We start from the raw sequence: 23,136 nt of genomic DNA, 5'->3' as shown, positions 1-23,136 counted from the left end.
TCTCAGTCCCAGTGTGGCCGGTCGCCCTCTCAGGCCGGCTACCCGTCGTCGCCTTGGTAGGCCATTACCCCACCAACAAGCTGATAGGCCGCGAGACCATCCCAGACCGAAAAACTTTCCACCACCAACCATGCGGCCAGCAGTAATATTCGGTATTAGCCCCCGTTTCCGAGGGTTATCCCAAAGTCCAGGGCAGGTTCCTCACGTGTTACTCACCCGTTCGCCGCTCGAGTACCCCGAAGGGCCTTTCCGCTCGACTTGCATGTGTTAAGCACGCCGCCAGCGTTCGTCCTGAGCCAGGATCAAACTCTCCAACAAAAACCTATGTTGAACACTCTGTCCCGACAACAAACAATCTGTTGCCAAAGGAAACCCCAACCAAACCATCCCCCACAAAGAGGACAGCCAGCCAAAGCAAAACCAATTGGCACTGGCTTATCTAGCACCCTGTTGAGTTCTCAAAGAACAACCACACACCAGAAAACCTGCCGCCACACTCGGCGACCCGCTCCCGGGGCACTCGTTCAACTTTACTCGCGGTGTTTCTCGGCGTCAAATCCGGGGTCTTCCCGGTTTTGCGTAAGAATTTCCCGCAAGCCCTCGATCCGTAACTCCGGTCGAGAGCCGCGCACGACTCTATCCGAAGCCATTTCCTGAGGTTTGGCAGGACGGCCGGAAGCTGATCTCCCTGACCGATTTTGCTCGGTTAGTTCGTTCTGCTTGCCTCGCCCGTTTCCCTGCCGGCTCCCAAAACATTACCCGGTCGCCCCAGGAGCGCCAAATCGGCCCCCCGTGGGCCCCGACACACCCCTCTCAACGCGCCGCAGACGGCTACCCGCAGCCGTTCTGAGCAGCGAGAAGAGCTTTCAGTAGCGGCATCATCCGATCGGGTAGCGGCCCCATGATCCACACAGCGCCGGATGCGACGACGCTCGGGGCGGCGGCGGCCGGCGGCACGGCCAGGCCTGTCCGGGACGGGAAACGCCCTTCGGGAGATGGGACATCCGGGTCAGGCGGCAGCTGGACGAGGCCACAGCACGCTGCACAAAGTCGAGGACCCACGCAGATGGGAGACGGCCGACAAGACGAACGCCCACGGACCACGAAGATCGGTAGCCCGGAACACCGGGAGACCCAGAGACGGGGACCCAGAAACAGGGGAAACCAATGGCCAGGACACCGGGAGACCAGGGCCCGCAACCCCGAGGACAGAAGACAGGAAGACCCGGAGACCGGGAGGCAGAGAGATCGGGACACCCGGACACCCGGACACCCGGACACCCGGACACCCGGACACCCGGGACACCCGGGACACCGGGACACCGGGACACCGGGACACCGGGACACCGGGACAGGGGGACAGGGGGACAGGAGACAGGGGGACAGGGGGCACGGACACCGGCAGGTAAGGCGGGAGACAGGGAGACAGGGGGCACGGACACCGGTAGGTAAGGGAGGGCGCAGGGTGTAGGGAGACGTCGCGGACGACAAGGACCAGGCATGAGGGCAGGTCTCGCGGACTACACAACCTCCGGGCGCAGACGGGCGGACCCGTAGCGGGAACAGCCAGCGGATCCGGAGCGGTGCCGCAAACGGACCCGGAGCGGAACAAGCGAACCAGAAGCGAAGCAACAAGCTGGGCAGAAGCGGACCGGACCGGACCGGACCGACCGGACCAGACCGGACCAGACCAGACCAGAGCTGAGCTGCAACGGACCGGAGCTGAGCCGCAGACTGACACGAGCTGAGCTGCAAACGGATCCTCCAGACCTGCTCGAACCTGTCGGGTCGCAGGATGCCGCCCCAGCAGGCCGGCGGATCCCCCCCGAGGGCGGGATTGACCGGATCGCCCCTGACCCCTCCCCCGGCCCCCGGCGTAAGGTGCTGCCCTTGATTGCAGGCGCAGGTTTGACGCGATAGGGAGCCGACGAGATCACCGTGTCCGATGACGATGACCTCCTCCCCGCCCTGCGCGCCGCGCAGCACGGTGATGAGCAGGGTTTTGCCACCGTCTGGCGGGCCCTTCAGCCCGCCGTGCTCCGGTACCTGCGCGTCGTCGTGGGTGATGCCGCCGAGGATGTCGCCTCCGAGACCTGGTTGCAGGCCGCCCGGGATCTGCACCGCTTTTCCGGGGACGTACCCGCTTTCCGGGGTTGGTTGTTCCGGATCGCCCGGCATCGCGGTATCGACGAGCGGCGCCGGCTCGGGCGGCGACCCGAGGAGCCGGGTGGTTCCGACGCGGATGCCGGGCCTCCGGTCCGGGATGCCGCCGCCGAGGTGCTCGAGGGTTCGGACACCCGGTGGGCGCTCGGGCTGATCGCCTCGCTTCCCACCGACCAGGCCGAGGCCGTGATGTTGCGGGTCGTCGCCGGGCTGGATGTCGCCACCACCGCCAAGGTGCTCGGCAAGCGGTCCGGTGCCGTCCGGATCGCGACGATGCGGGGTTTGCGGCGGTTGGCCGCGCATCCGCAGGTGCAGGCGCGGAACCTGCCGGTGGCCGGGACTTCGCCGGTTGATCCGGCACTGCCGGAGGGGGTGTAACGCGATGGGGGCATGGAGCGCTCTTCGGTACGCGATGTCGATGAGGCGAGTCCGCCGGATCGGTCTCTCCGAGGCCGATCGGCTTGTTGCCGGTGCACGGCCCGACCCCGGCCTGGAGGGTCTGGTCGGGCTGCTCGACGCCGCCAGGTCCCCTACCCCCGAGGTGGACCTGGCCGGCGAGCGGGCGGCCGTGGCCGGTTTCCTCGCCGAGCGGCAGCGCGCTGTACCGACCGCGCCGCCGAGGAGGCAGACCCGTGCAGTCAGGACGATCGCGATGAAGGTGGCTCTCGGATTCGCTGTGCTGGCGTTCGGTGGCACCGCCTTGGCGGCGCGGACGGGCAGTCTGCCCTCCGCGGTGCAGGAACGCGCCCACACCATGTTCTCCGACGTGGGGGTGCCGGCTCCCGCGCCGGCGTCGTCGACGAAGGTCACCAGCGCCGGCGTGCCGGCTTCGGCCGTACCGTCGCCGACCCCGGCGCCGAGCCGGACCGGGACGCCCTCCCCGGGCGCGGCCGCCGTGTTGGAGCTCTGCCGGGTCTGGGATGCCGCCCGGCAGGATCCGCCCGGTAAGGCCGTCCCGGCACAGACCCGGCGCGCGTTGGCGGACGCGGCCGGCGGGGTGCCCGAGATCGACGACTTCTGCGCCGCGCTGCTCGGTGGGCCGCCGGCCGATGCGTCGGTCTCGGGCACCGGGCAGCCCAGCAGCACCGGGAAGGCCCCGGGCGGCCCGAAGGCGACCGCAACGCCGAGCCATCCCGGCAAGGGGCAGGGCAACGGGAACGGCAAGAGCCAGAGTCCGGGCAGTGAGCGGCGGGATGGATCCGGTTTTCCTGGACCGCACCGGCCGGCGCCGGCGGTTGTTCGTGGCCGTGGGTTCGGTCGGTGGCCTGCTGCTGGCGGTCGCCGCGCTGGCGCTGGTCGCCGGGTTCACCGGGGCCGGTCCGGGCTCGGTGCCCGGCTGGCCGGGTGGGGCCGACGACCGGCGCGTCGACCGGCCGGAGTCCGTGGTGTCGGTGCGTCCGCAGGTGACCCGGCAGACGGTGACGGGCGGCGTCGACCGCACCACCGCCCCGGCGGCTCCGGGGCCGACCGCGACGTCCGCGCCCGCCGCCGCGACGAGCAGCACGCCCAGCGCGTCGGTCAACCCGCACCGGCGGGTGCCCACGCACACGCCGAATCCGCGCAAGAGCAAGGAAAAATAGGACATGGGCCAGCGGGTACGGCAGCCCACGCCCCGCGCACACTGGGTCCTGCTGGCCCTGCTCATGCTGGTGCTGCTGGCGGAGCTGTCGCTGAACGGGTACGTGAGCCACGTCGGCGCCGAGGGCCGGGGCGAGCCTGCGGCCATCGACTCCGGTGGTCAGGTGCCGGCCGCGGTCCGCGACGGTGCGGCCGTGCAGCGGATCGGGGCCGACGGGTCGGCGAGCAGCCGGGCGCTGCCGGCGAAGACGATCGCGCTGACCTTCGACGACGGGCCCGACCCGGTCTGGACCCCGCGGATCCTCGCGGTGCTGGCCCGGCACCGGGCCCGGGCCACGTTCTTCCAGGTCGGCTCGCAGGTCAACAAGCATCCGGAGGTGTCCCGCCAGGTCGTCGCGGCGGGCAGCGAGATCGGCTCGCACACGTTCAGCCACCTGACCACGGCCGGGGCGCCGGGGTGGCTGCTGAGCGCCGAGCTGACCCTGACCGGCAACGCCGTCGCGGCGGCCACCGGGCAGCGGCCGGTGCTGATGCGCCCGCCGTACTCCTCGTCGCCGGACGCGGTCACCGGCGCCGACTTCGCCGCGCTGCGGCAGATCGGCGCCGCGGGCTACCTGGTGACGCTGACCGACCGGGACACCGAGGACTGGCGGCGTCCCGGGGTCGACGCGATCGTGCGGGCAGCGCAGCCGGCCCGCGGCGCCGGCGCGGTGGTCATGCTGCACGACTCCGGCGGCGACCGGAGCCAGACGGTGGCCGCGCTGGACCGGCTGATCCCGGCGATGCAGAAGCAGGGCTACCGGTTCGTGACGGTCTCCGAGGGGCTGGGGCTGCAGGCGGTGGCGCCGGCCTCGGCGGGCGAACGCTGGCGCGGGCACGCGCTGCGGCTGGCGCAGGTGTCCGGCGGGTGGCTGGCCCGGGCGATGACGATCCTGATGCTGATCGCGGTGATCCTCGCCGCGGTCCGCCTGCTCGGCCAGCTGTGGTGTGCCCGCACGCACCTGCGCCGGGTCCGGGCGCTGGAGGCCGAGCCGCTGGTCAGCCTGGGTCTGGTGTCGGTGATCGTGCCGGCCTACAACGAGGCGGCCAACATCGCCGGCACGGTGCGCTCGTTGCTCGCCAACGACTATCCGCGGCTCGAGGTGATCGTCGTGGACGACGGCTCCAGCGACGACACCGCCGGCATCGTGGAGCGGCTCGCTCTGCCCCGGGTGCGGGTGGTCCGGCAGCCCAACGCCGGCAAGCCCGCCGCGCTCAACACCGGCATCCGGTACGCCCGCGGCGACATCTTCATCCTGGTCGACGGCGACACCGTCTTCGAGCCGGACGCCGTCGGGCGCCTGATCCAGCCGCTGAAGGACCGGGGCGTCGGCGCGGTGTCGGGCAACACCAAGGTCGCCAACCGCGGCGGGCTGCTGGGGCGCTGGCAGCACCTGGAGTACGTGATCGGGTTCAACCTGGACCGGCGGATGTTCGACGTCGGCCGGTGCATGCCCACCGTGCCCGGCGCGATCGGCGCCTTCCGGCGGGCGGCCGTCCGCGACGTCGGCGGGGTCTCGCAGGACACGCTGGCCGAGGACACCGACTTCACGATGGCGGTGATCCGGGCCGGCTGGCGGGTCGTCTACCAGCCCGGCGCGGTCGCCTGGACCGAGGCGCCGGCGTCGCTGCGGCAGCTGTGGCGGCAGCGGTACCGCTGGTGCTACGGGACCATGCAGGCGATGTGGAAGCACCGGCAGGCCCTGGTGCAGCGCGGCCCGGCCGGCCGGCTCGGCCGCCGCGGCCTCGGCTATCTGCTGGTCTTCCAGGTGCTGCTGCCGCTGAGCGCGCCGATGGTCGACGTGTACGGCCTGTACGGCCTGTTCTTCCTGCCGCTCGGTGAGGTCGCCGCGGTCTGGGCCGGCTTCACCGCGGTGCAGGTCGCCACCGCCGCGTACGCGCTGAAGCTCGACGGCGAACGCTACGGCCCGTTGTGGAGCCTGCCGCTGCAGCAGGTCGTGTACCGCCAGCTCATGTACCTGGTGGTGGTGCAGTCGACGGTGATGGCGCTGCTCGGCGGGCGGCTGGGCTGGCACCGGATGGTCCGCACCGGCGCCGCCACGGCCCACATCGCCGCGACCACACCGGAGCCGGTGCCGTACCCGGCGCAGCGCACGGGCGCACCGCCCGCCCGCTGGCCGATCAACTAGCCGCGCCGGTCAGCGGATCACCTCGACGCCGGCGAAGGTGCGCTTGCCCCGGCGCAGGACCAGGAAGCGGCCCTGCAGCAGCGCCGACTCGGGGACCGTCGCCTCCGGGTCGGTGAGGCGCTCGTTGTTCAGGTAGGCCCCGCCCTCGGCGATGGTGCGGCGCGCCTCTCCCCCGCTCTTCACGAGGCCGGAGGACTGCAGCAGCGCCGTCACGGTCGGCAGCTCACCGCGTACCTGGGTCAACCCGGCCTCGGAAAGCGCGGCCCGCAGCGTTTCCGCCGAGAGCTCCGTCAGGGATCCCCGGCCGAACAGCGCCTGGCTGGCCGTGACCGCCTGCTGGGCCTCGTGCTCGCCGTGCACCAGCGCCGTGATCTCGAAGGCCAGCTCGCGCTGGGCCTGCCGGGCCTGCGGCCGGTCGGCCGTGGCCTTCTCCAGCTCCTCGATCTCCTCGCGGCTCTTGAAGCTGAAGTACCGCAGGTACAGCGGGACGTCCCGGTCGTCGGCGTTGACCCAGAACTGGTAGAACGCGTACGGCGAGGTCATCGCCGGGTCGAGCCAGGTGGCGCCGCCCTCGCTCTTGCCGAACTTGGTGCCGTCGGCCTTGAGCACCAGCGGGGTGGTGAACGCGTGCACCGGGCCCGCGCCGCGGCGGCGGACGAAGTCGACGCCCGCGGTGATGTTGCCCCACTGGTCGGAGCCGCCGAACTGCAGCGAGCAGCCGTGCCGGCGGTGCAGCTCGTGGAAGTCGTTGGCCTGCAGCAGCTGGTAGGAGAACTCGGTGAAGCTGATCCCGGTCTCCAGCCGGTTGCGCACCACGTCGCGGGCCAGCATCTTGTTGACCGGGAAGTGCTTGCCGACGTCCCGGAGGAAATCGATCACCGAGAGGTCGCCGGTCCAGTCCAGGTTGTTGACCATCGTGGCGGCGCTCGGGCCCTCGTAGGTGACGAAGGGCGCGAGCTGGTCGCGGATGCGCAGCACCCAGCCCGCGGTCACCTCGCGCGAGTTGAGCACGCGTTCGACCGATTTGCCGCCCGGGTCGCCGATCTGGCCGGTCGCCCCGCCGACCAGCAGCAGCGGGCGGTGCCCGGCCAGCTGCAGGCGGCGGGCCGTGACCACCTGCATGAGGTTGCCGACGTGCAGGGAGGCGGCGGTCGGGTCGAAGCCGACGTAGAACGTGATCGCCCCGCCGTCGAGGTGCTTGCGCAGCTCCTCGGGGTCGGTGGAGTCCTGGATCAGTCCGCGCCACTGCATGTCGTCAACGAGAGTCACCGGGAAATTGTCCCGCACCGGGCCGGCGCGGACACACCGGGTTTGGGGATGCCGGAAACGCGCGCTGGTGCGAGGCTTGGAGAATGAGTCGCCTGGGTTCCGCCACCGCACCGGTCGAGCTGTCGTCGAAGAAAGCCAGGGAGCGCCTGGAGGCCGCCCAGGAGCGGCTGCTGCGGCTGCGGCTGCTGCTCGGCGGCCAGATCGGCGAGCAGGAGATCGGGCCGCCGCTGTGCGCGGTCTTCGAGGGCTGGGACGCCTCCGGCAAGGGCGGGGCGATCAAGCGCCTGGTCTCGCCGCTGGACCCCCGGCACGTCCGGGTGTCGCAGTTCGCCGCACCCACCTACGACGAGAAACGGCACCACTTCCTCTGGCGGTTCTGGCCGAAGCTGCCCGGCTGGGGCGGGATGGCCGTCTTCGACCGCTCCTGGTACGGCCGGGTGCTGGTCGAGCGGGTGGAGGGCTTCGCGACCAAGGAGCAGTGGTCCCGCGCGTACGGCGAGATCGTCGAGTTCGAACGGACCCTGACCGCCGAGGGCATGATCATGGTCAAGTTCTGGATGCACGTGTCGCCGGAGGAGCAGCTGCGCCGGTTCGAAGACCGCGCCGGCGACCCGCTGCGCACCTGGAAGCTCACCGCCGAGGACTGGCGCAACCGGGAGAAGCGCGCGGAGTACGAGGTGGCGGTCGAGCAGATGCTCAAGCGCACCGACCACAAGTGGGCCCCGTGGCACGTCATCCCGGGCGACAGCAAGCACTATGCGCGGCTGGCGGTGGTCGAGACGGTGTGCGACGCGATCGAGACCGAGCTGACCAAGCGCGGCTGGGACCTCGACGCGCCCACCCCGGCCGCGGCCACGGGTCACTCCGGCGGGGAGTAGGCGGGCAGCCCCAGCGTCTCGCGGATCGACTTCTGCACCTGGTCGGCCGCCGGGCGGGCGTCGATGCCGTGCACGACCTCCTTGCGGCCGAACAGCTCCAGCACCGGGCGGGTCTTGAAGTGGTAGTCGCGCAGCCGGGCGGTGAGCGCCTCCGGGGTGTCGTCCGCGCGGGTGATCAGCTCGGTGCCGCAGATGTCGCAGCGCCCCTCGACCTCGGGCCGGTCGGCGATCAGGTTGTAGTCCATGCCGCAGCCCGGGCAGAGCCGCCGGCTGAGCACCCGGCGGCGCACCTCGTCGTCGGGCAGCTCGAGGTGGATGACCCCGTCGATGTCGTAGCTCTCCATGAAGAACTCGGCCTGCCGGCCGTTGCGGGGGAAGCCGTCGATGACAAAGCCGAAGTTCCAGTCGTGCTGGTCCAGCCGGTCCCGGACGACGGATTCCACCATGTCGTCGCCGACCAGCTCGCCGGCGTTCATGACCCGGCGCACCTGGGCGCCGAGCTTGGTGTGGCGCTGCACGTGCCAGCGGAAGATGTCGCCGACGCTGATGTGCACCAGGTCCAGGTCGTCGCAGAGCAGCTGGCTCTGGGTGCCCTTGCCGCTGCCCTGCACACCCATGATCACGTACTTGCGCATGGTGTCGTCCTCTCTCAGTCCGCGGCGCCGACGCGCAGCGGGCCCGGTGCCGGGCGTCCGTCCAAACCGGACGGGTCCAGGCTCCACCCGTCGGCGACGCGCAGCACGTCCTGTTCGGATACCAGGACGGTGGTGTCCTCGTCGGTGAAGGTCGCGGGCAGCCCGGCGGACCGTTCGGCCGGGTCGGGATCGCCGTGCCAGGAGGTCACGTCGCCGGTCTGTCCGACGTAGCCGAAGGTGCGGACCAGCTCGACGGCCACGGCCCGCTGCCAGCGGTGCGTCTCGGTGACCCGGTGGGTGGCGAAGAACTGCACCTCCGTGCCGAGGCGCGCGGAGAGCTCCACCACGTCCACCACCGTGTCGGGACGCAGAAGGTAGCGGCCCACCGCCAGCACCCAGGACGTGTCGCGGGCGCCCGGCAGCGGCGGCGTCACCGCGACCCGGTCGTCGCGCAGGTGCGCCAGGTCGATGCCGGCGCGCCAGTGCACCGGGCCGAGGTCGCGCAGGCCGAGGGCCGCGAGCACCTTCCCGGGATCGCCGTCGCGGACGGCGAGCCACGCCTGCTTGCCGCCGAAACCGACCATGACGTCCGTATCCATGTCCACCACGGTAGTGGGCAACCGAGGGCCGCCCGCGCCTATGCCCAGCCGTGGTCGCGGCGCAGCACGTCCGCGATGCGCTCGAAGCGGACCCGGTCGAGGACCGCGCCCTCGCGGCGGATGCCGTCCTCGTCGACCTCGAGGACCCGGTCGAGCCGGACCCAGCTGGGCCGCGCGTCGCGGTCCCAGTCGCCGGGGCCCAGGGCGAGCCAGTCGCGCTGGCCGTCGCGCTCGCTCTGGCTGGAGAGCATCAGGCCGAGCAGGGTACGGCCGTTGCGGCCGACCACGAGCACCGGCCGGTCCTTGCCCTGGCTCGGGTCGTCCTCGTACTTGACCCAGGTCCACACGATCTCGCCCGGGTCGGCGTCACCGTCGAGGTTCGGCGCGTAGTCGAGCCGGCGGCCGCGCCGGGCGGTCGGCACCTGCTGCGGCGCGGGCGGGGCGGGGCGGGCGGGGCCCTGCGGGGAGGGGGAACTCTTGCCCGCGACCCGGCGCAGCGTGCCGGCGATGCCCTTGAGGAGTCTGCTCACCCGGGCACTGTAGCGGCACCCGGGGAACCCGCACGGTCAGTGGCCGGGCGTCCCGCCGTCGGCCGTCGCGCCGTCGTAGAGGGCGATCAGCCGGTCGAGGAAGCCGGCCACCGCCCGGCGCTCGGCGTCGTCCATCGTGGCGATCACCGATTCGACCCCGTCGATCATCGGCAGCACCGCGGCGTGCACCTGCTCGACGGAGTGCTCGTCGGCGGTGACCACGAGCTTGCGCCCGTCCGAGGGGTGCCGGTTGCGCCGCAGGTGCCCCGCATACTCCAGCCGGTTGAGCACCAGGGTCATCGCCGCGGTCGAGATGTCGACCCGGCGGGCCAGCTCGGTGGGGGTGGCCGGGCCGGTCGAGATCAGGTGGTCCATCGCCGCCAGCCCGGCGTGGTCGACGCCGAGCAGCTTCGCCAGGTGCCGCTCGAAGCGCTGCTGGCGGATGTGCAGCTGCTGGACCCGCGCACGGATGTCGCCCTCCGGCAGCGGACGGCCGTCCCGGCGGGCGGCGGCCCGGTCGGCGCGGTCGGGGGTGACGTCCATGACAGGCATGATAGTGGCGGATATTGCCAACATCCTTGATAATCAACGATGTTGGTAATCGAGCGAGGGGCACGTGCCATGGGTAAGAGCGTTCTCATCTCCGGCGGCGGGATCGCCGGGCCGGCCCTGGCCTACTGGCTGGCCCGCTACGGCTGGCGGCCCACCGTCGTCGAGCGGTCCCCGGCCCTGCGGACCAGCGGGCAGAACATCGACGTCCGGGGCGCCGGCCGGGAGGTCGCCCGCCGGGCCGGCATCGAGGAGCTGATCCGGGCCGGCACCACCGGCGAGGCGGGCACCCGGTTCGTCGACGTCCACGACCGTCGCACGCCGACGCCTTCGCGGCCTACGAGCGGATCGTGCGCCCGTACGCCGAGCAGGCCCAGCAGCTGCCGCCGGGCGCGCCGCGGGTGGCGAATCCGAAGTCCCGGGCCGGGCTGGCCGTCTTCCACGGGGCGTTGCGGCTGATCTCGCGGCCGGCGTTCCTGCGGGTCGGCGAACGGCTCTTCACCCCGCCCGCCGACAAGATCGACCTGCCCGACTACGGCTCGCTGGTCGTGGCCTGATCGCGCACCAGGGCGGCGACCTTGGCGCGCGTGTCCAGCCCGAGCTTGCGGTAGATGTGTTCCAGGTGCTTGTGCACCGTGCGTTCGCTGATGCCCAGGCCGTGGGCGATCTCACGGTCGCCCAGGCCGCCGGAGAGCAGCGCGACGACCTGGTGCTCGCGGTCGGTGAGCGTGGCCAGCCGCAGCGCCGCGCGGTGCCGCCGGCCGGCCTCGCGCTCGGCGCGGCCGAGCGCGGCGGTCAGCCGGGTGATCCGCTCCCGCTGGCGGATCGCCTGGCCCAGGTGCCCCGCCACGGTCTCGGCCAGCTCCCGCTCCCGCGCGGTGAAGCCGGCGCGGGAGCGGTTGAAGGCCAGGATGCCGCCCTGCCGGCGGTCCAGCCGCACCAGGCAGAGCAGCTGGTCGCGGGTCTCGCGGGGCTGGAAGAAGTCGACGAAGAGCGGCAGCCGGCGCAGCGCCCGCCGGTCCAGCAGGTCGGACCAGGCGGCGGCCTGCCCGGTGGCCAGCCGGCCGTCCCGGTAGGCCGCGAAGCCCGGATGCTGGGCGAACACCCGGTGGAACGAGTCCATCCCGAAGAAGGTGGAGGTGTGCGGCACGGTCACCGCATGCAGCAGGCGCCGCTCGACGTGGTCGACCGCGTTGTAGGAGGCCACGTCGCACCCGATCAGCGCGCCGAGGTCGGCCAGCACCGCGCTGGGCATGTCCCGGTCCGCCTCGTGGAACGTGTGCACCAGACCGGAGACCTTGCGCCAGTCCGCGCTGGTCATCGAGCTCATGTCGGCTTCCTTCCGCCGCCGTCGTCGGCTCCACGCTGGCAGCACCGGGCGCGAGGCGGTGTCACCGATGTGATGGCTGTGGTGTCCGGGCTCGGACAGCCGGCGCCGGCCGGGCTGCCCGCCGGCCGTACGCAAATCTGCGCATCCCCCGGCCCGGGCCTCCGTCGCCATAGTCATCGGCAGCGGCGACCGACGCCGCGGCCCGGCGTCCTCCGCCGGGCGGCAGACACCGAGGAGAACCACCATGACGATCACCGACAACCGGGTCGCCGGCTTCCAGACCGCACTGCGCGGCCTGGCGACCGCCACCGACCGGTTCGCCGGCGACCCCGAGGCCACCCGCGCGATGGCCGAGGCCATCCAGAGCGGCGACGCCGGCCAGGTGACCCAGGCGCTGGAGCGGCTGGGCGCCGGGACTGTCGCGTACGGCGGCCGCAAGCCGCGCCCGCACTTCGACGAGGACCCGGCGCCCACCCACATCGAGGTGTTCCGGCTGGTGCCGCCGGACAGCCAGCGGTGGCCCGTGGAGATCGAGGTCAGCATCTCGGTCAAGTGCTGACACCCCATGGCAGCCGGGCGGATCGCGCGCATGCGGTCCGCCCGGCGGCCGTCAGGCTCCCGGCATGACCCCCGGCGTGGACGCGTGGCAGCCGTATGCGCCCCGGGAGCTGGCCGACCGGCTGGCCGGGCTCCCGGCCCCTTGGGCGGTGGCCGGCGGGTGGGCGGTCGACCTGTTCCTCGGCCGGATCACCCGCGCGCACCACGACCTCGAGATCACCCTGCCCGCGGCCACGTTCGGGCTGCTGACGAGGTTGTTCCCCGGCTGGGAGTTCCACGTGCCGCGGTCCGGGACCCTGACGCCGGCCGATCCGGTGAGCCTGGCGGCCGACTTCCAGACCTGGGCGCTGGACCCGGTGACCCGCACGTGGCGCTTCGACGTGTTCCGGGAGCCGCACGACGGCGACACCTGGATCTGCCGGCGCGACCCGCGGATCCGCCGCCCGTACGCCGAGGTCGTGCTCCGCACCCCGGACGGCATCCCGTTCGTCGCGCCGGAGGTGGCCCTGCTGTTCAAGGCCAAGGGGCCCCGGGACACCGACGAACACGACCTCGCCGCGGTGCTGCCCGAGCTGGGCCCGGCCCGGCGTGACTGGCTGGCGACCGCGCTGGCCGTGGCGCACCCCGGGCACCCGTGGCGCGATCGGCTGGCTCACTCCGCCGAGCGGTAGGCCACCTCGGGGTCGAGCAGCGCCGCCCAGGACGGCGCCCGGGCCTGCAGCTCGGTCCGGAGGTGGGCGCGTCAGGGTCCGGAGATGCCGTTGTCCTGCCACCAAGTCGTAGCGGCGCTCCACGTCCACCCCGTCTGTGGTGGTCACGACGCGCAGGAACGGCCGGCGCCCGGAGGCGTCGTCTGCCTCGGCCGCCCGCAGCTGCCGGACCAGGTCGCTGAGCTCGCCGAAGGCGCCGAAGGCGCCGAAGGCGCCGAAGGCGCCGAAGGCGCCGAAGGCGCCGAAGGCGCCGAAGGCGCCGAACGTGCCCTCGCCGTGCCGGTCGGCGGGGCGTGCTCCCCCGGCTGCGCGGCCAGGCTGCTGCCGTCGGCGTACACCTGCAGCGTGCAGCGGCCGTCTCCGCCCGGCGCCCGCCCGCGCAGCCAGGTCACCAGCGCGCCCAGCACGCCCAACACGCCCAACACGCCCAGCACGCCGGTCGGCACCGGCTCGGGCCGCGCCCGTTCGGGCCGCGCCCGTTCGGGCCGCACCCGTTCGGGCCGCACCCGTTCGGGCTCGTCGTGCATCGCGGCCCAGATGAGCCGGTCGTGCTCATGGTCGCTGAGCTTGCGGACCCGGCGCCGCGCCGGGCGCCGGCCGACCGCTGTCCGCACCCCGCCGGGCGCCGGCCGGTCGCTGTCCGCGGCACCGCGGTGCCCGGGGCCAGCCCACCGCACCCCCACGGCCAGGCCGGACGCCGTGGACCGCGTACATCGCCAGCACGTCGTGCTTGTGCAGCGACACCTCGCCGTTCTCGATGCGGTACACCCGACTTTCGCCATTTCTGGCGCACGGTCCCCGGGATCCAGCACTTTGTCGGAGTTCGTCCGGCATGAGGGATTGGCCCCTTGGAGGTTGAGGGGGTCATCTCAGGAGGAAAGGGGCGCGAGTGGTGGACCTTGTAGCGGTGTGGTTTTGCTGGAACGTTTTAGCTCACCAAGATCTACGGGAAGGCTGTCGCTGAGGCTGCGACGGCACTGAATGAGGCTTTCCGAGTAACGGCCTGAGTGCTCTGGGTGGCGATCTCGATGTCGTGTGTGGACACGCCCGAACCTGGTGTGGTGCAACGAAAGAGCGCAGAACCCCGGTAGGAAGTGGACTTCTCACGGAACACTTCACACCAGGGGTCCTGCGCCGCCATGAGTGTCACATACACCGCCGTCCTGCCCGTGTCTGGCCACACCGTGTTGTTCCTGTCCGGTCTACTGCACACCGAACGCCGACGCCTCGCGACCAGGGCCGGAACCCGCTCGCTGGGCTGCTATCGGCAGGCGATCCTGGTGCTGCGCTGGCTGCTCGACGGCACCCGGATCACCCAGTTGGCCGCCGACAACAAGGTCAGCCGATCGACCGGATACGCCTACCTGCACGAGGGCCTCACCGTGCTCGCCGACCAGGCTCCCGGACTGTCATCGGTCCTGCTCGCCGCGAAAATGGCCGGCTACGCCCACGTCAACATCGACGGCACGCTGATCGAGACCGACCGGTGCCGCACCCCGGGACCGACACCCGGAGTGGATCTCTGGTGGTCGGGAAAGCACGACAACCATGGCGGGAACGTGCAGGTCATCACCGCCCCGGACGGCTGGCCGCTCTGGACCTCACCCGTGCGGCCCGGCCGCGAACACGACACCACCGCCCTGCGCCGCCACCCCGAGATCCTGCCGCTACTGACCACCTGGACCGACGATGACCTACGGGTACTCGGCGACCTGGGCTACGAAGGCGAACAGGCCACCATCACCATCGCGTTCAAGAAACCGAAGAACCGGTCCTGCACCACCATCGAACAGCAGTTCAACCGCGCCCACAACGCCGTCCGCGCCATCGGCGAACGCGGGAACTCCCTACTCAAGACCACCTTCAAAGCTCTACGCAACGTCAGCCTCTGCCCCTGGACCATCAGCAGGATCACCGCGGCAGCCCTGGTGATCCTGCACATCGAGCACGACCGGACCACCTGAAGAAGACCATCACCCAACGTCAACGGCCGTTACTCGGAAAGCCTCAATGGCGAGAGGCGACCGGTACATCCGCGCGCGGGAGAACTCGAACTCCACGGCCGCGGCCCTCAGCGAGCTGCCGGCCCCTTCCCGCAGCCGGCCGAGCTGGCGTCGCGGGTCTTTTGACCCCGTCTCGACCGTCCCGCCTCGCCCTCCTGTCGGAAAGTTGCCAGCCGTCTCGAGCGAGGCGGGGAGAATCCAGATCCGTGAATCCCGCCCGCAGCTATTGATGACCGACACCAGGTCAGGCACGCTCCTCTGTGTAGTCCCTATATCGCTCAAAGTGAGCGACGGAGCGGAGAGTGCTGCATGCTGGTGCCGCGGACCGAACACCTACCGGCCCGCCCGTCCTGGGACTGCCTCGTGTGCGACCGCTCCTGGCCCTGCGCGAATGCCAAGTCCGACCTCGCCGGGCAGTACGAACGCTTCCCGGCCAACCTGGCGATCTACATGGCGTCGGTGATGTACGACGCGGTCGAGGATCTCACCGCCACCGGCGAACCCACGCCCGCCGACCTCTACGAGCGCTTCCTCGCCTGGGTCGGCTGAACCGGCTCGGGAATGATCACGGCCTGTGCAACTTCCGCGACCTGGGCGGCTACCCGGCCGCCGGCGGCCGCACCACCCGCTGGCGCACGCTCTACCGAGCCGACTCGCTGGGCCGCCTGGCCGGCGCGGCCGACCTGCGGCGCTTCCGGGACCTGGGCATCGGCACGGTCATCGACCTGCGGTACCCGTGGGAGATCGCCGCTGCCGGCCGGCTGCCCGAGACCGACGGCGTGACCTGGCTCAACCTCAGCGTCGAGCACCGCACCTACGACCAGTCCCAGATCGATCCGGGACGGCGACCCGTGGCGGTACCTGGCCGACCGGTACGCCGAGGTCGCCGCCGACGGCACCGCCGAGCTGCGCCGGGCGCTGGAGACCATCGCGGTCGCGGAGGCGCCGGTGTTCTTCCACTGCGCCTCCGGCAAGGACCGCACGGGGCTGCCGGCCGCCCTGGTGCCGGCCCTGCTCGACGTGCCGGTCAAGACGATCGCCGCGGATTTCGCGCTGACCGAGCTCGCCGCGCCCCGGCTGCGCGCGCTGGCACGCCGGCCACCCGGGCCGCGAGCTGCGCCGGCCCGGCTACGGCCGGGCGCCGGCCGCGCTGATCCTGACGGTCCTGGCCGAGCTGACCGCGGCGCACGGTTCGGTGCACCGGTACGCGACCGAGCACCTCGCCCTCGACGACGCCGCACTGAGCGCCCTGCGCGCCCGGCTTCTTATGTCTTCGTGAGTCGAGCCTTAAGCGCACCTGAGGTACCGCCCGTGCCGGCCCCGCGGACCGCATAGTCAGTGGGCTCCCGTGTCCTGCGAATCCTGAGGTGACCGAACCCGTGCCGATGTCCGCTGCCCACCGATTTCGGTACACCCTGGTGGCGGGAGCCACGGCCGTGGTGATCGGCGCCGGCTTCACGGCTGTCGGGCTGAACCGGCAGGGTTCACCGCTGGCCACCCGGACCGCCGCCGACAGCCCGTTCGTCGCGACCGAGCCGACCGGCGACCCGGGCACCGGCACCGACCTGCTGGACGACGCGCTCCCGCCCAGCTCGGCGGTGCCGTCGCCGGCCGCGACCAGCGCCACGCCGGCCACCAAGGCGCCGACCGCGGCCAGCCGGAAGCCGAAGGCCACGCCGACCAAGCGGACGACGCCCCCGACGACCGCGCCGGCGAAGCGCAAGAACGCGCCGGTGACCAGCGGTTCGATCCTCGACCAGGTGCTGGACCACATCAACGCGGCCCGCGGCGACGAGGGCCTGGCGGCGCTGTCGCTGGACACCTCGCTGTCGAAGGCGGCGGCGCTGCACAACCAGCGGATGATCGACGGCTGCGGCCTGTCGCACCAGTGCTCCGGCGAGGGCGGCATCGGCGAGCGGTTCAGCGCCCAGGGCGTGCCGTGGCGCTCGGCCGGCGAGAACATCGGCTTCGGCTTCGCGGGCGACTCGGACGCGGCGATCGCGCAGGCGGCGAACGGGCTGTGCGACAGCATGCTGGCCGAGGTGCCGCCGGAGGACGGGCACCGCAAGAACCTGCTGAGCAAGGACTTCACCCGGATCGGGCTGAGCGTGGTGCGCGAGTCCGGCGGCAAGGTCTGGCTGACCCAGGACTTCGTCGGATGACCGGCCGGTGGCCCAGCCGCCCGTCCCGGCGCCGGCGGCTGCGGGACATGTTCGGCCCGACGCGGCCGTTCGGGCCGAACCGGCCGGGCGGCCAGTGCGGCCCGATCAAGCGGACCCGGCCCGCCGGCCCCCGGCGCCCGGCCTGCTAGCTCCGGCCTCGCTGATCCCGGCCCCGCCGATCCCGGCCCCAGCTGATCCCGGCCCTGCCGATCCCGGCCCCCGCTGGTGCCGGCCTGTTAGCTCTGGCCTGCTAGTTCCGGCCCGGCCGTGACGCGGGCCGCTCGCCGCCGATGCCGGCGTGCAGGAACGAGGTCAGCGTCTCGATCGCCTCGGCGTCCGACAGCTCCCGGCCCAGCTGCGGGCCGTGCCCGGAGAGCCAGCGGTCGGCGAAGGTCGACAGCAGCGTGGTGAACATCGACGCCACCACCAGCGGATCACCCGGCAGGTCCAGTCCGCGCAGGTGATCGGCGAGGTGCCGGAGGTCCGGCTCCAGCAGCTCCTGGCTGCGCCGCGCGAACGACTCGTCCACCGTGGCCGCCTGCTGCAGGGCCACCACGACCGTCCGGTGCCGCCGGTAGAACTCCCAGTAGACGGCCACGTGCCAGCGCACCGCGGCCCGGTCGCGGAAGTCGTCGCCGTGCCCGGGCAGCACCGCGCTCGCGTCGCCTTCGGCCATCAGGTCCGCCAGCAGCGCCTCGAGCAGCGCCTCCTTGTTGGCGAAGTGGGTGTAGAAGGAGCCGGCCGCGCGGCCCGCCTCGGCGGTGATGTCTGTGATCTTGGCGTTCAGGTAGCCGAGGCGCCCGAACACCCGGACCGCCGCCGCCTTCAGCTCGGCCTCGGTCTCCGCAGCCTGCCGCTTGCGTACCCCGACCGCCATGCCCCACCTCCGAGATCCGCGCCTTGACGGCACGTTATCAGCCCTCCTATGGTGAATTCATGTTCACTGAATCCGAATTCACCGTAATGATCGTGGGCGCCGGCCCGACCGGGCTCACCCTGGCCGTCGACCTGGCGCGCCGGGGCGTGCCGTTCCGGCTCGTGGAGAAGTCGCCGCTGCCGCAGCACGGCTCGCGCGGCAAGGGGATCCAGCCGCGCACCCAGGAGATCCTCGAGGACCTGGGCGTGCTGGACCGGTTCCGGGAGCACGGCGCCGACTATCCCGAGCTGCTGATCCACCGGCCGGACGGGGGCACGACGACGCGGCGCATGGACGAGCTGCACGCGCCGACGCCCGCGGTGCCGTACCCGAACCTGCTGATGGTGCCGCAGTGGCGCACCGGCGAGCTGCTCACCGAACGGCTGGCCGAGCTGGGCGGGCAGGTCGAGCCGGGCGTCGAGGTCACCGGGTTCGGCCAGGACGAGCGCGGCGTGCACGTCGAGCTGAGCACCGGCGAACGCGTCACCACCACGTACCTGGTCGGCGCGGACGGCGGCCGCAGCACGATCCGGCGGCGGCTCGGGGTGGGCTTCGCCGGCGAGACGCGCGAGAGCGAGCGCATGCTGATCGCCGACGTCCGGCTGACCGGGCTGGACCGCGACCACTGGCACGTCTGGCCCGGCGCCGAGCCGCACGCGCTGCGCCTCGGCCTGTGCCCGCTGCCGGGCACCGAGGACTTCCAGCTCACCGCGCCGCCGGCCGAGGACGCCTCACCGGCGGCGCTGCAGCGGCTCGTCGATGCCGTCCAGCCCGGCGTCACCGTTACGCACGTCGGCTGGACGTCGCTGTACCGGGCCAACATCCGGATGGTGGACCGTTACCGGGTCGGCAACGTGTTCCTGGCCGGGGACGCCGCGCACGTGCACTCGCCGGCCGGCGGGCAAGGGCTCAACACCGGCCTGCAGGACGCGTTCAACCTCGGCTGGAAGCTGGCCGCCGGCGACGACGCGCTGCTCGACACGTACGAGGCCGAGCGGTTGCCGGTCGCGGCCGGGGTGCTGGGCGTCAGCACCCGGCTGCACCGCCGGCACGCGGCCGGCGCCGAGGACGCGATGCGGCGGGACGATCCGGTGCTGCGGCAGCTGTCGCTGACGTACCGGGGTGGGCCGCTGGCCGACGACCCGGACCCCGCGCCGGGCCGGCTGCGCGCGGGCGACCGGGCGCCGGACGCGCCGTGCGGGCCGGTCCGCGTCTTCGACCTGCTCCGCGGTCCGCACTGGACCCTGCTGGCCTTCGACGCGCCCGCCGCCGAGCTCCCGCCGGAGACGCCGGACCTGCGCGTCCACCACATCGTCCGGCCGGGCGGGCCGGCCGCTCCGGGCGCCCTGGTCGACCTCGACGGCCACGCCCACCACGCCTACGACATCTCCGCGCCGACCCTGGTGCTGGTACGGCCGGACAACTACGTCAGCCGGGTCACCGCTCAGGTGCCCTCGGCGCCCGGCCGCCACCCGGCGTAGCGGCCGTTGGGGCGGAAGCGGCTGGGCTCGTCCGCGTACTCCTCCAGCGCGTGGGCGATCCACCCGGCCGTCCGGGCGACCGCGAAGATGGTCTCCCCCGCGTCCGCGGCCATGCCGTTGAGCAGGGCGAAGGCGGCGAGCGCGAAGTCGATGGTGGGCGCGGCGCCGGAGTGGCGCCCGATGGCCGCCGTCACCTCGGCCAGGGCGGCCCGCACCGCCGCCGGTTGCTCGTCGGCGGCGGGTGCCAGCAGGTCGAGCAGGACCGCCGCGCGGGGATCGCCGGCCGGGTAGAGCGGATGGCCGAAACCGGCTATCCACCCGTCGGTGCGCAACCGGCCGGAGATGGCGCCGACCGCGTCCTGCGAGCGCATCACCTCGGTCAGCAGCCCGTACGCCAGGTCGCTGGCCGTGCCGTGCAGCGGGCCGTCGAGCGCGGACAGGCCCGCCTGGACCACCGCGTACGGGTGCGCCCGGGTGGACGCGGCGACCCGCGCGGCGAAGGTCGACGCGGCGAGGTCGTGATCGGCGAGCAGCACCAGGGCGGCGTTCAGCGCGACGAGGTCGGCCGGCGCCGGGGCACGGTCGGTGAGCCGGGCCCACAGCACCCCGGCGAGCCCGGAGCCGTGCGGCGCGGGCGCCCGGACGGGCAGCGCCGCGACCATCGTGCCGAGGATCGTCCGGCCCCGGGTGATCACCGCGGCCGGCGTGGTGTCGAAGCGCAGCCGGTCCGCGGTGGCGATCGCGGCGACCGCGACCCGGAGCCGGTCGGTCAGCCGGGCGCCGGCCGGCAGCGGCGCCGTGACCGCCTCGGCCAGGGCCCGCAGCTCCGGATCGGGAGCCACCGGCACGTGCCGCAGCTCGCCGGTCCACAGCAGGGTGGCCACCGACTCGAACGACGCCATGCGGGCCAGCTCTCCGGCCGGGTGGCCGCGGTAGAACAGCTCGGTGCCGGTGATCAGCGTGAGGCCGGTGTGGATCGCCGGCGCGTCCGGCGCCGCGCCCGGGCGCTTGCGGCCGGCCACGAAGGCGGCCACCTCGGGCTCGGCGAACAGGCTCTCCTTGCCGTCGGCGTTGCGCCGGCTGCCGAGCAGCCCGCGACTCACGTACGCGTAGACCGTCGCCTTCTTGACGCCCAGCCGCCGCGCCACCTCCTCGGTCGTCAGCAGCCGCTCCGCAGTCATGTGGCCATCTTCTCATGTTGACTGAATCAATGTTGACATGCGGATTATCGGCGGTGAGATTGGACGGATGCTGACCGTGAATCCAGGACTGGCCGACGTCGTCGCGTTCGACACCGGCATCGCCGAGCCCGACCGCTCCGGCGGCGCCCTGCGCTACCGCGGGGTCGACATCGCGAAGCTGATCGGCCGGGCGAGCTACGCCGACGTGTGGGGCCTGCTGGTCGACGGCGACTTCACCCGGCGCCTGCCCGCGGCGGACCCGCTCGCCGTCCCGGCCGGCACCGGCGACATCCGGGTGGACCTGCAGGCGGCGACGGCCATGCTCGCCCGGCTCCGGGGCCTGCGACCGCTGATCGACATCACGGACGAGCAGGCGCGCGCGGACCTGGCCCGCACCTCGGCCACGATGCTGTCGTTCGTGGCCCAGGCCGCCCGCGGCGCGGAGCTGCCGGCGGTGCCGCAGGCCCGGATCGCCGAGGGCCGGACCGCCGCGGAGCAGTTCCTGATCCGCTGGCAGGGCGAGCCGGACCCGCGCCGGGCCGAGGCGATCGACCGGTACTGGGTCTGCGCGGCCGAACACGGCATGAACGCCTCGACCTTCACCGCGCGGGTGGTCGCCAGCACCGGCACCGACGTGGCGGCCTGCCTGTCCGCCGCGGTCGCCGCCCTGTCCGGGCCGCTGCACGGCGGCGCCCCGGCCCGGGCCCTGGGCATGGTCGAGGCGGTGGAGCGGCGCGGCGACGCCCGCGGGTACGTGCGGGAAGTACTGGACAGCGGCCGGCGCCTGATGGGCTTCGGGCACCCGGTCTACCGCGCCGAGGACCCCCGCGCCCGGATCCTGCGGGCGGCCGCGAAGGAGCTCGGCGCACCCCGGTACGAGGTGGCGCTCGCCCTGGAGCAGGCGGCGCTGGCGGAGCTGCGCGACCGCAAGCCGGACCGGGTGCTGGAGACGAACGTCGAGTACTGGGCGGCGATCGTGCTGGACTTCGCGGGCGTGCCGGCCGAGCTGTTCACGCCGCTGTTCGCCTGCGCCCGCACGGCGGGGTGGAGCGCGCACGTCCTCGAACAGAAGCGGCTCGGAAAGATCATCCGGCCGTCCGCCGACTACATCGGCGAGACCGACCGGGAGCCCGCGTCGCTGGCCGGCTGGGACCGGCTACTACCGTACGGCGGGTGACGGACTACCCCTGGCTGCGCCGCCCCGCCGCGCAGGTCGACCGGGCCGCCCGGGACCTGCTCGGCTGGCGGATCGGCGCCCACGGGGTGACGGTCCGGCTCACCGAGGTGGAGGCGTACAGCGGGCTCGGGCAGGACCCGGCGAGCCACGCGCACCGCGGGATGACCGGCCGCAACGAGGTCATGTTCGGCCCGGCCGGGACACTTTACGTCTACCAGATCTACGGCATGCACTTCTGCGCCAACGTGGTGTGCGGCGAGGCCGGGGTGGCGGCGGCCGTGCTGCTGCGCGCGGGGGAGGTCGTCGACGGGCTGGAGCTCGCCCGGTCGCGGCGGACCGCCGCCCGGCAGGACCGGGACCTGGCCGCCGGGCCGGCCAAGCTGATGCAGGTGCTGGCCCTGGACCGCGCGGCCAACGGCACCAGCGTGGTCGACGGGAACGGCCCGGCCGTGCTCACCCCACCGGCGGCCGAGGTGCGGCCCGGCAGCGTGACGGCCGGGCCGCGGGTCGGGGTGACCTCCGCCCACGACGTGCCCTGGCGCTTCTGGATCGACGGCGACCCCACGGTCAGTGCCTACCGCCGGCACACCCCTCGCGTGCGCAAGGTTCCGTAGGGGTTTCGCCGAACGGCTCTCCGGTGTGCGGGGCGGGAACTAGCGTTGTCGCCGGTGATCTCGCGACGGATGTTGCTGGTGCTCGACGTCATGTGTGTGGCCGGCGTCGGGTGGGCCGGTGTGCTCATCGGGGCCCTGCTCGGCGGGGAGCGGCTGGTGCCCACCGCCCTGGCCGTGGTGGTCGCCGGGGTGCTCGTGCTGCCCGGTTTCGCCGCCGGGGTGGTCAGCAACCGCCGGATCGTGCGGGGGCGGCAGCCGCAGAGCGGGAGGGTGCGGTCCGTCTGGGCGCCGCCCGAGCTGCCGCGGTGGGGTTTGCTGGTCACCGGGTTGCTGTTCTTCGCCTTCTGGCTCGCCGGGATCAGCGCGCTCGCCGGGATCAGCCCGGACGTGCCCACCGGCGACAGCGCCGTCCAGAACAGCCAGCAGCGGTTCGCGCTCGGCGTGCTCGGCGGGATCGGCACCGGCGGGACCGCCCTGGCCGCCGCGTCGCTGGTGCGGCAGCGGAGAACGCGCGACCCGCTCGCCTGAACCGCACCGACGGCTCTTCGTATTGACAACGGGTTATATCTGCGTGCTTCTATAAGCCACGCTCTGACATCGTTGTCACCACGAAG

Annotated in this window: 25 protein-coding genes, 1 rRNA gene and 3 pseudogenes; 18 read left to right on the top strand and 11 right to left on the bottom strand. The window is 72.7% G+C overall.

All coding sequences use genetic code 11. The annotated features are described in order from the left end of the window. Positions 1–318, bottom strand: a 16S ribosomal RNA gene (locus tag ACIBQZ_RS37450); the annotation flags it as partial. 1,620 nt (positions 319–1,938) lie between these two features. Here ACIBQZ_RS37450 and ACIBQZ_RS37445 point away from each other — a divergent pair. The 3 genes from ACIBQZ_RS37445 to ACIBQZ_RS37435 all read left to right on the top strand — a co-directional run bounded on the left by ACIBQZ_RS37445 (position 1,939) and on the right by ACIBQZ_RS37435 (position 5,930). Beyond that, positions 1,939–2,541 carry an RNA polymerase sigma factor gene (locus ACIBQZ_RS37445; protein WP_396093638.1) on the top strand — a complete coding sequence of 201 codons (603 nt, stop codon included), beginning with the start codon at positions 1,939–1,941 and terminating at the stop codon, positions 2,539–2,541. Positions 2,542–3,356: 815 nt separating this feature from the next. Then, positions 3,357–3,743: a hypothetical protein gene (locus ACIBQZ_RS37440; protein ID WP_396093637.1), complete on the top strand. Its 387-nt coding sequence runs from the start codon at positions 3,357–3,359 to the stop codon at positions 3,741–3,743. A gap of 3 nt (positions 3,744–3,746) precedes the next feature. Further along, the gene (locus tag ACIBQZ_RS37435; RefSeq protein ID WP_396093636.1) at positions 3,747–5,930 is read left to right on the top strand and encodes a bifunctional polysaccharide deacetylase/glycosyltransferase family 2 protein; all 2,184 of its coding nucleotides are present in this window, start codon (positions 3,747–3,749) and stop codon (positions 5,928–5,930) included. Positions 5,931–5,939: 9 nt separating this feature from the next. Here the strand turns inward: ACIBQZ_RS37435 and tyrS are convergent, their stop codons facing one another. After that, positions 5,940–7,181 carry a tyrosine--tRNA ligase gene (tyrS, locus tag ACIBQZ_RS37430; protein WP_396093645.1) on the bottom strand — a complete coding sequence of 414 codons (1,242 nt, stop codon included), beginning with the start codon at positions 7,179–7,181 and terminating at the stop codon, positions 5,940–5,942. 101 nt (positions 7,182–7,282) lie between these two features. Between tyrS and ACIBQZ_RS37425 the strand changes: the two genes are divergently transcribed. Continuing rightward, positions 7,283–8,077: a polyphosphate kinase 2 family protein gene (locus tag ACIBQZ_RS37425; RefSeq protein ID WP_396093634.1), complete on the top strand. Its 795-nt coding sequence runs from the start codon at positions 7,283–7,285 to the stop codon at positions 8,075–8,077. On the opposite strand, the gene ACIBQZ_RS37420 is transcribed toward ACIBQZ_RS37425, so the two are convergent. The 4 genes from ACIBQZ_RS37420 to ACIBQZ_RS37405 are packed head-to-tail and all read right to left on the bottom strand — an operon-like array spanning position 8,059 to position 10,384. Continuing rightward, positions 8,059–8,712, bottom strand: a complete 654-nt coding sequence (locus ACIBQZ_RS37420) for an adenylate kinase family protein (RefSeq protein ID WP_396093633.1) — start codon at positions 8,710–8,712, stop codon at positions 8,059–8,061. The genes ACIBQZ_RS37425 and ACIBQZ_RS37420 overlap by 19 nt on opposite strands. 14 nt (positions 8,713–8,726) lie before the next feature. Then, positions 8,727–9,311, bottom strand: coding sequence for a hypothetical protein (locus ACIBQZ_RS37415; protein WP_396093632.1), 585 nt, complete (start codon positions 9,309–9,311; stop codon positions 8,727–8,729). Between the two features lie 38 nt (positions 9,312–9,349). Then, on the bottom strand, positions 9,350–9,820 hold the full coding sequence (locus ACIBQZ_RS37410) for a type II toxin-antitoxin system PemK/MazF family toxin (protein WP_396093644.1): 471 nt from the start codon (positions 9,818–9,820) through the stop codon (positions 9,350–9,352). 57 nt (positions 9,821–9,877) lie between these two features. Further along, the gene (locus ACIBQZ_RS37405; RefSeq protein ID WP_396093631.1) at positions 9,878–10,384 is read right to left on the bottom strand and encodes a MarR family winged helix-turn-helix transcriptional regulator; all 507 of its coding nucleotides are present in this window, start codon (positions 10,382–10,384) and stop codon (positions 9,878–9,880) included. A 48-nt stretch (positions 10,385–10,432) separates the two neighbouring features. On the opposite strand from ACIBQZ_RS37405, the pseudogene ACIBQZ_RS37400 reads away from it, so the two are divergent. After that, positions 10,433–10,537, top strand: a pseudogene (locus ACIBQZ_RS37400) (hypothetical protein); the annotation flags it as partial. Here ACIBQZ_RS37400 and ACIBQZ_RS37395 read toward each other — a convergent pair. Then, positions 10,531–10,710, bottom strand: coding sequence for a hypothetical protein (locus ACIBQZ_RS37395; RefSeq protein ID WP_396093647.1), 180 nt, complete (start codon positions 10,708–10,710; stop codon positions 10,531–10,533). The pseudogene ACIBQZ_RS37400 and the gene ACIBQZ_RS37395 overlap by 7 nt on opposite strands. A gap of 30 nt (positions 10,711–10,740) precedes the next feature. On the opposite strand from ACIBQZ_RS37395, the gene ACIBQZ_RS37390 reads away from it, so the two are divergent. Next, positions 10,741–10,947, top strand: a complete 207-nt coding sequence (locus ACIBQZ_RS37390) for a hypothetical protein (protein ID WP_396093646.1) — start codon at positions 10,741–10,743, stop codon at positions 10,945–10,947. Here the strand turns inward: ACIBQZ_RS37390 and ACIBQZ_RS37385 are convergent. Continuing rightward, positions 10,923–11,720 carry a LuxR C-terminal-related transcriptional regulator gene (locus ACIBQZ_RS37385; RefSeq protein ID WP_396093630.1) on the bottom strand — a complete coding sequence of 266 codons (798 nt, stop codon included), beginning with the start codon at positions 11,718–11,720 and terminating at the stop codon, positions 10,923–10,925. The genes ACIBQZ_RS37390 and ACIBQZ_RS37385 overlap by 25 nt on opposite strands. A gap of 244 nt (positions 11,721–11,964) precedes the next feature. Here ACIBQZ_RS37385 and ACIBQZ_RS37380 point away from each other — a divergent pair, with 244 nt between their 5' ends. After that, positions 11,965–12,279, top strand: coding sequence for a hypothetical protein (locus ACIBQZ_RS37380; RefSeq protein WP_396093629.1), 315 nt, complete (start codon positions 11,965–11,967; stop codon positions 12,277–12,279). A gap of 64 nt (positions 12,280–12,343) precedes the next feature. Continuing rightward, positions 12,344–12,949 (top strand): nucleotidyltransferase domain-containing protein, encoded by a 606-nt coding sequence (locus ACIBQZ_RS37375; protein WP_396093628.1) that lies wholly within the window; start codon positions 12,344–12,346, stop codon positions 12,947–12,949. Between the two features lie 143 nt (positions 12,950–13,092). Here the strand turns inward: ACIBQZ_RS37375 and ACIBQZ_RS37370 are convergent, their stop codons facing one another. Beyond that, a complete protein-coding gene (locus tag ACIBQZ_RS37370; RefSeq protein WP_396093627.1) occupies positions 13,093–13,602 on the bottom strand; it encodes a hypothetical protein in 510 nt (169 codons plus the stop codon). A gap of 525 nt (positions 13,603–14,127) precedes the next feature. On the opposite strand from ACIBQZ_RS37370, the gene ACIBQZ_RS37365 reads away from it, so the two are divergent. From ACIBQZ_RS37365 to ACIBQZ_RS37340, 6 genes and pseudogenes are all read left to right on the top strand, one after another. Further along, positions 14,128–14,952, top strand: coding sequence for a transposase family protein (locus ACIBQZ_RS37365; protein ID WP_396093626.1), 825 nt, complete (start codon positions 14,128–14,130; stop codon positions 14,950–14,952). A 348-nt stretch (positions 14,953–15,300) separates the two neighbouring features. Continuing rightward, positions 15,301–15,540, top strand: coding sequence for a hypothetical protein (locus tag ACIBQZ_RS37360; RefSeq protein ID WP_396093625.1), 240 nt, complete (start codon positions 15,301–15,303; stop codon positions 15,538–15,540). Next, positions 15,528–15,752, top strand: a pseudogene (locus ACIBQZ_RS37355) (tyrosine-protein phosphatase); the annotation flags it as partial. The gene ACIBQZ_RS37360 and the pseudogene ACIBQZ_RS37355, both read left to right, overlap by 13 nt. A gap of 73 nt (positions 15,753–15,825) precedes the next feature. After that, a pseudogene (locus tag ACIBQZ_RS37350) lies at positions 15,826–16,020 on the top strand (tyrosine-protein phosphatase); the annotation flags it as partial. Between the two features lie 166 nt (positions 16,021–16,186). Next, positions 16,187–16,270: a hypothetical protein gene (locus tag ACIBQZ_RS37345; protein ID WP_396093642.1), complete on the top strand. Its 84-nt coding sequence runs from the start codon at positions 16,187–16,189 to the stop codon at positions 16,268–16,270. A 139-nt stretch (positions 16,271–16,409) separates the two neighbouring features. Next, positions 16,410–17,153 carry a CAP domain-containing protein gene (locus tag ACIBQZ_RS37340; RefSeq protein WP_396093624.1) on the top strand — a complete coding sequence of 248 codons (744 nt, stop codon included), beginning with the start codon at positions 16,410–16,412 and terminating at the stop codon, positions 17,151–17,153. 250 nt (positions 17,154–17,403) lie between these two features. On the opposite strand, the gene ACIBQZ_RS37335 is transcribed toward ACIBQZ_RS37340, so the two are convergent. Beyond that, positions 17,404–18,030, bottom strand: a complete 627-nt coding sequence (locus tag ACIBQZ_RS37335) for a TetR/AcrR family transcriptional regulator (protein ID WP_396093623.1) — start codon at positions 18,028–18,030, stop codon at positions 17,404–17,406. A gap of 59 nt (positions 18,031–18,089) precedes the next feature. Here ACIBQZ_RS37335 and ACIBQZ_RS37330 point away from each other — a divergent pair, with 59 nt between their 5' ends. Next, positions 18,090–19,550, top strand: coding sequence for an FAD-dependent monooxygenase (locus ACIBQZ_RS37330; RefSeq protein ID WP_396093622.1), 1,461 nt, complete (start codon positions 18,090–18,092; stop codon positions 19,548–19,550). Here the strand turns inward: ACIBQZ_RS37330 and ACIBQZ_RS37325 are convergent. After that, on the bottom strand, positions 19,514–20,731 hold the full coding sequence (locus ACIBQZ_RS37325) for a citrate/2-methylcitrate synthase (protein WP_396093621.1): 1,218 nt from the start codon (positions 20,729–20,731) through the stop codon (positions 19,514–19,516). The two genes, ACIBQZ_RS37330 and ACIBQZ_RS37325, sit on opposite strands and share 37 nt — an antisense overlap. Before the next feature lie 67 nt (positions 20,732–20,798). On the opposite strand from ACIBQZ_RS37325, the gene ACIBQZ_RS37320 reads away from it, so the two are divergent. The 3 genes from ACIBQZ_RS37320 to ACIBQZ_RS37310 are packed head-to-tail and all read left to right on the top strand — an operon-like array spanning position 20,799 to position 23,050. Beyond that, entirely contained in the window at positions 20,799–21,908 is a 1,110-nt protein-coding gene (locus tag ACIBQZ_RS37320; protein ID WP_396093620.1) for a citrate synthase 2, read from the top strand. After that, positions 21,905–22,522, top strand: coding sequence for a DNA-3-methyladenine glycosylase (locus ACIBQZ_RS37315; protein WP_396093619.1), 618 nt, complete (start codon positions 21,905–21,907; stop codon positions 22,520–22,522). Before ACIBQZ_RS37320 ends, ACIBQZ_RS37315 begins: the two co-directional genes overlap by 4 nt. Before the next feature lie 54 nt (positions 22,523–22,576). Then, positions 22,577–23,050 (top strand): hypothetical protein, encoded by a 474-nt coding sequence (locus tag ACIBQZ_RS37310; protein ID WP_396093618.1) that lies wholly within the window; start codon positions 22,577–22,579, stop codon positions 23,048–23,050. The last annotated feature ends 86 nt before the right edge of the window (positions 23,051–23,136 follow it).

This window comes from Actinoplanes sp. NPDC049599 (genome assembly GCF_044465625.1).
In the GTDB taxonomy this organism is placed as follows: Bacteria; Actinomycetota; Actinomycetes; order Mycobacteriales; family Micromonosporaceae; genus Actinoplanes.
Note: the sequence above shows the minus strand (reverse complement) of the source record. Positions and strands in the feature narration are given on the sequence as shown.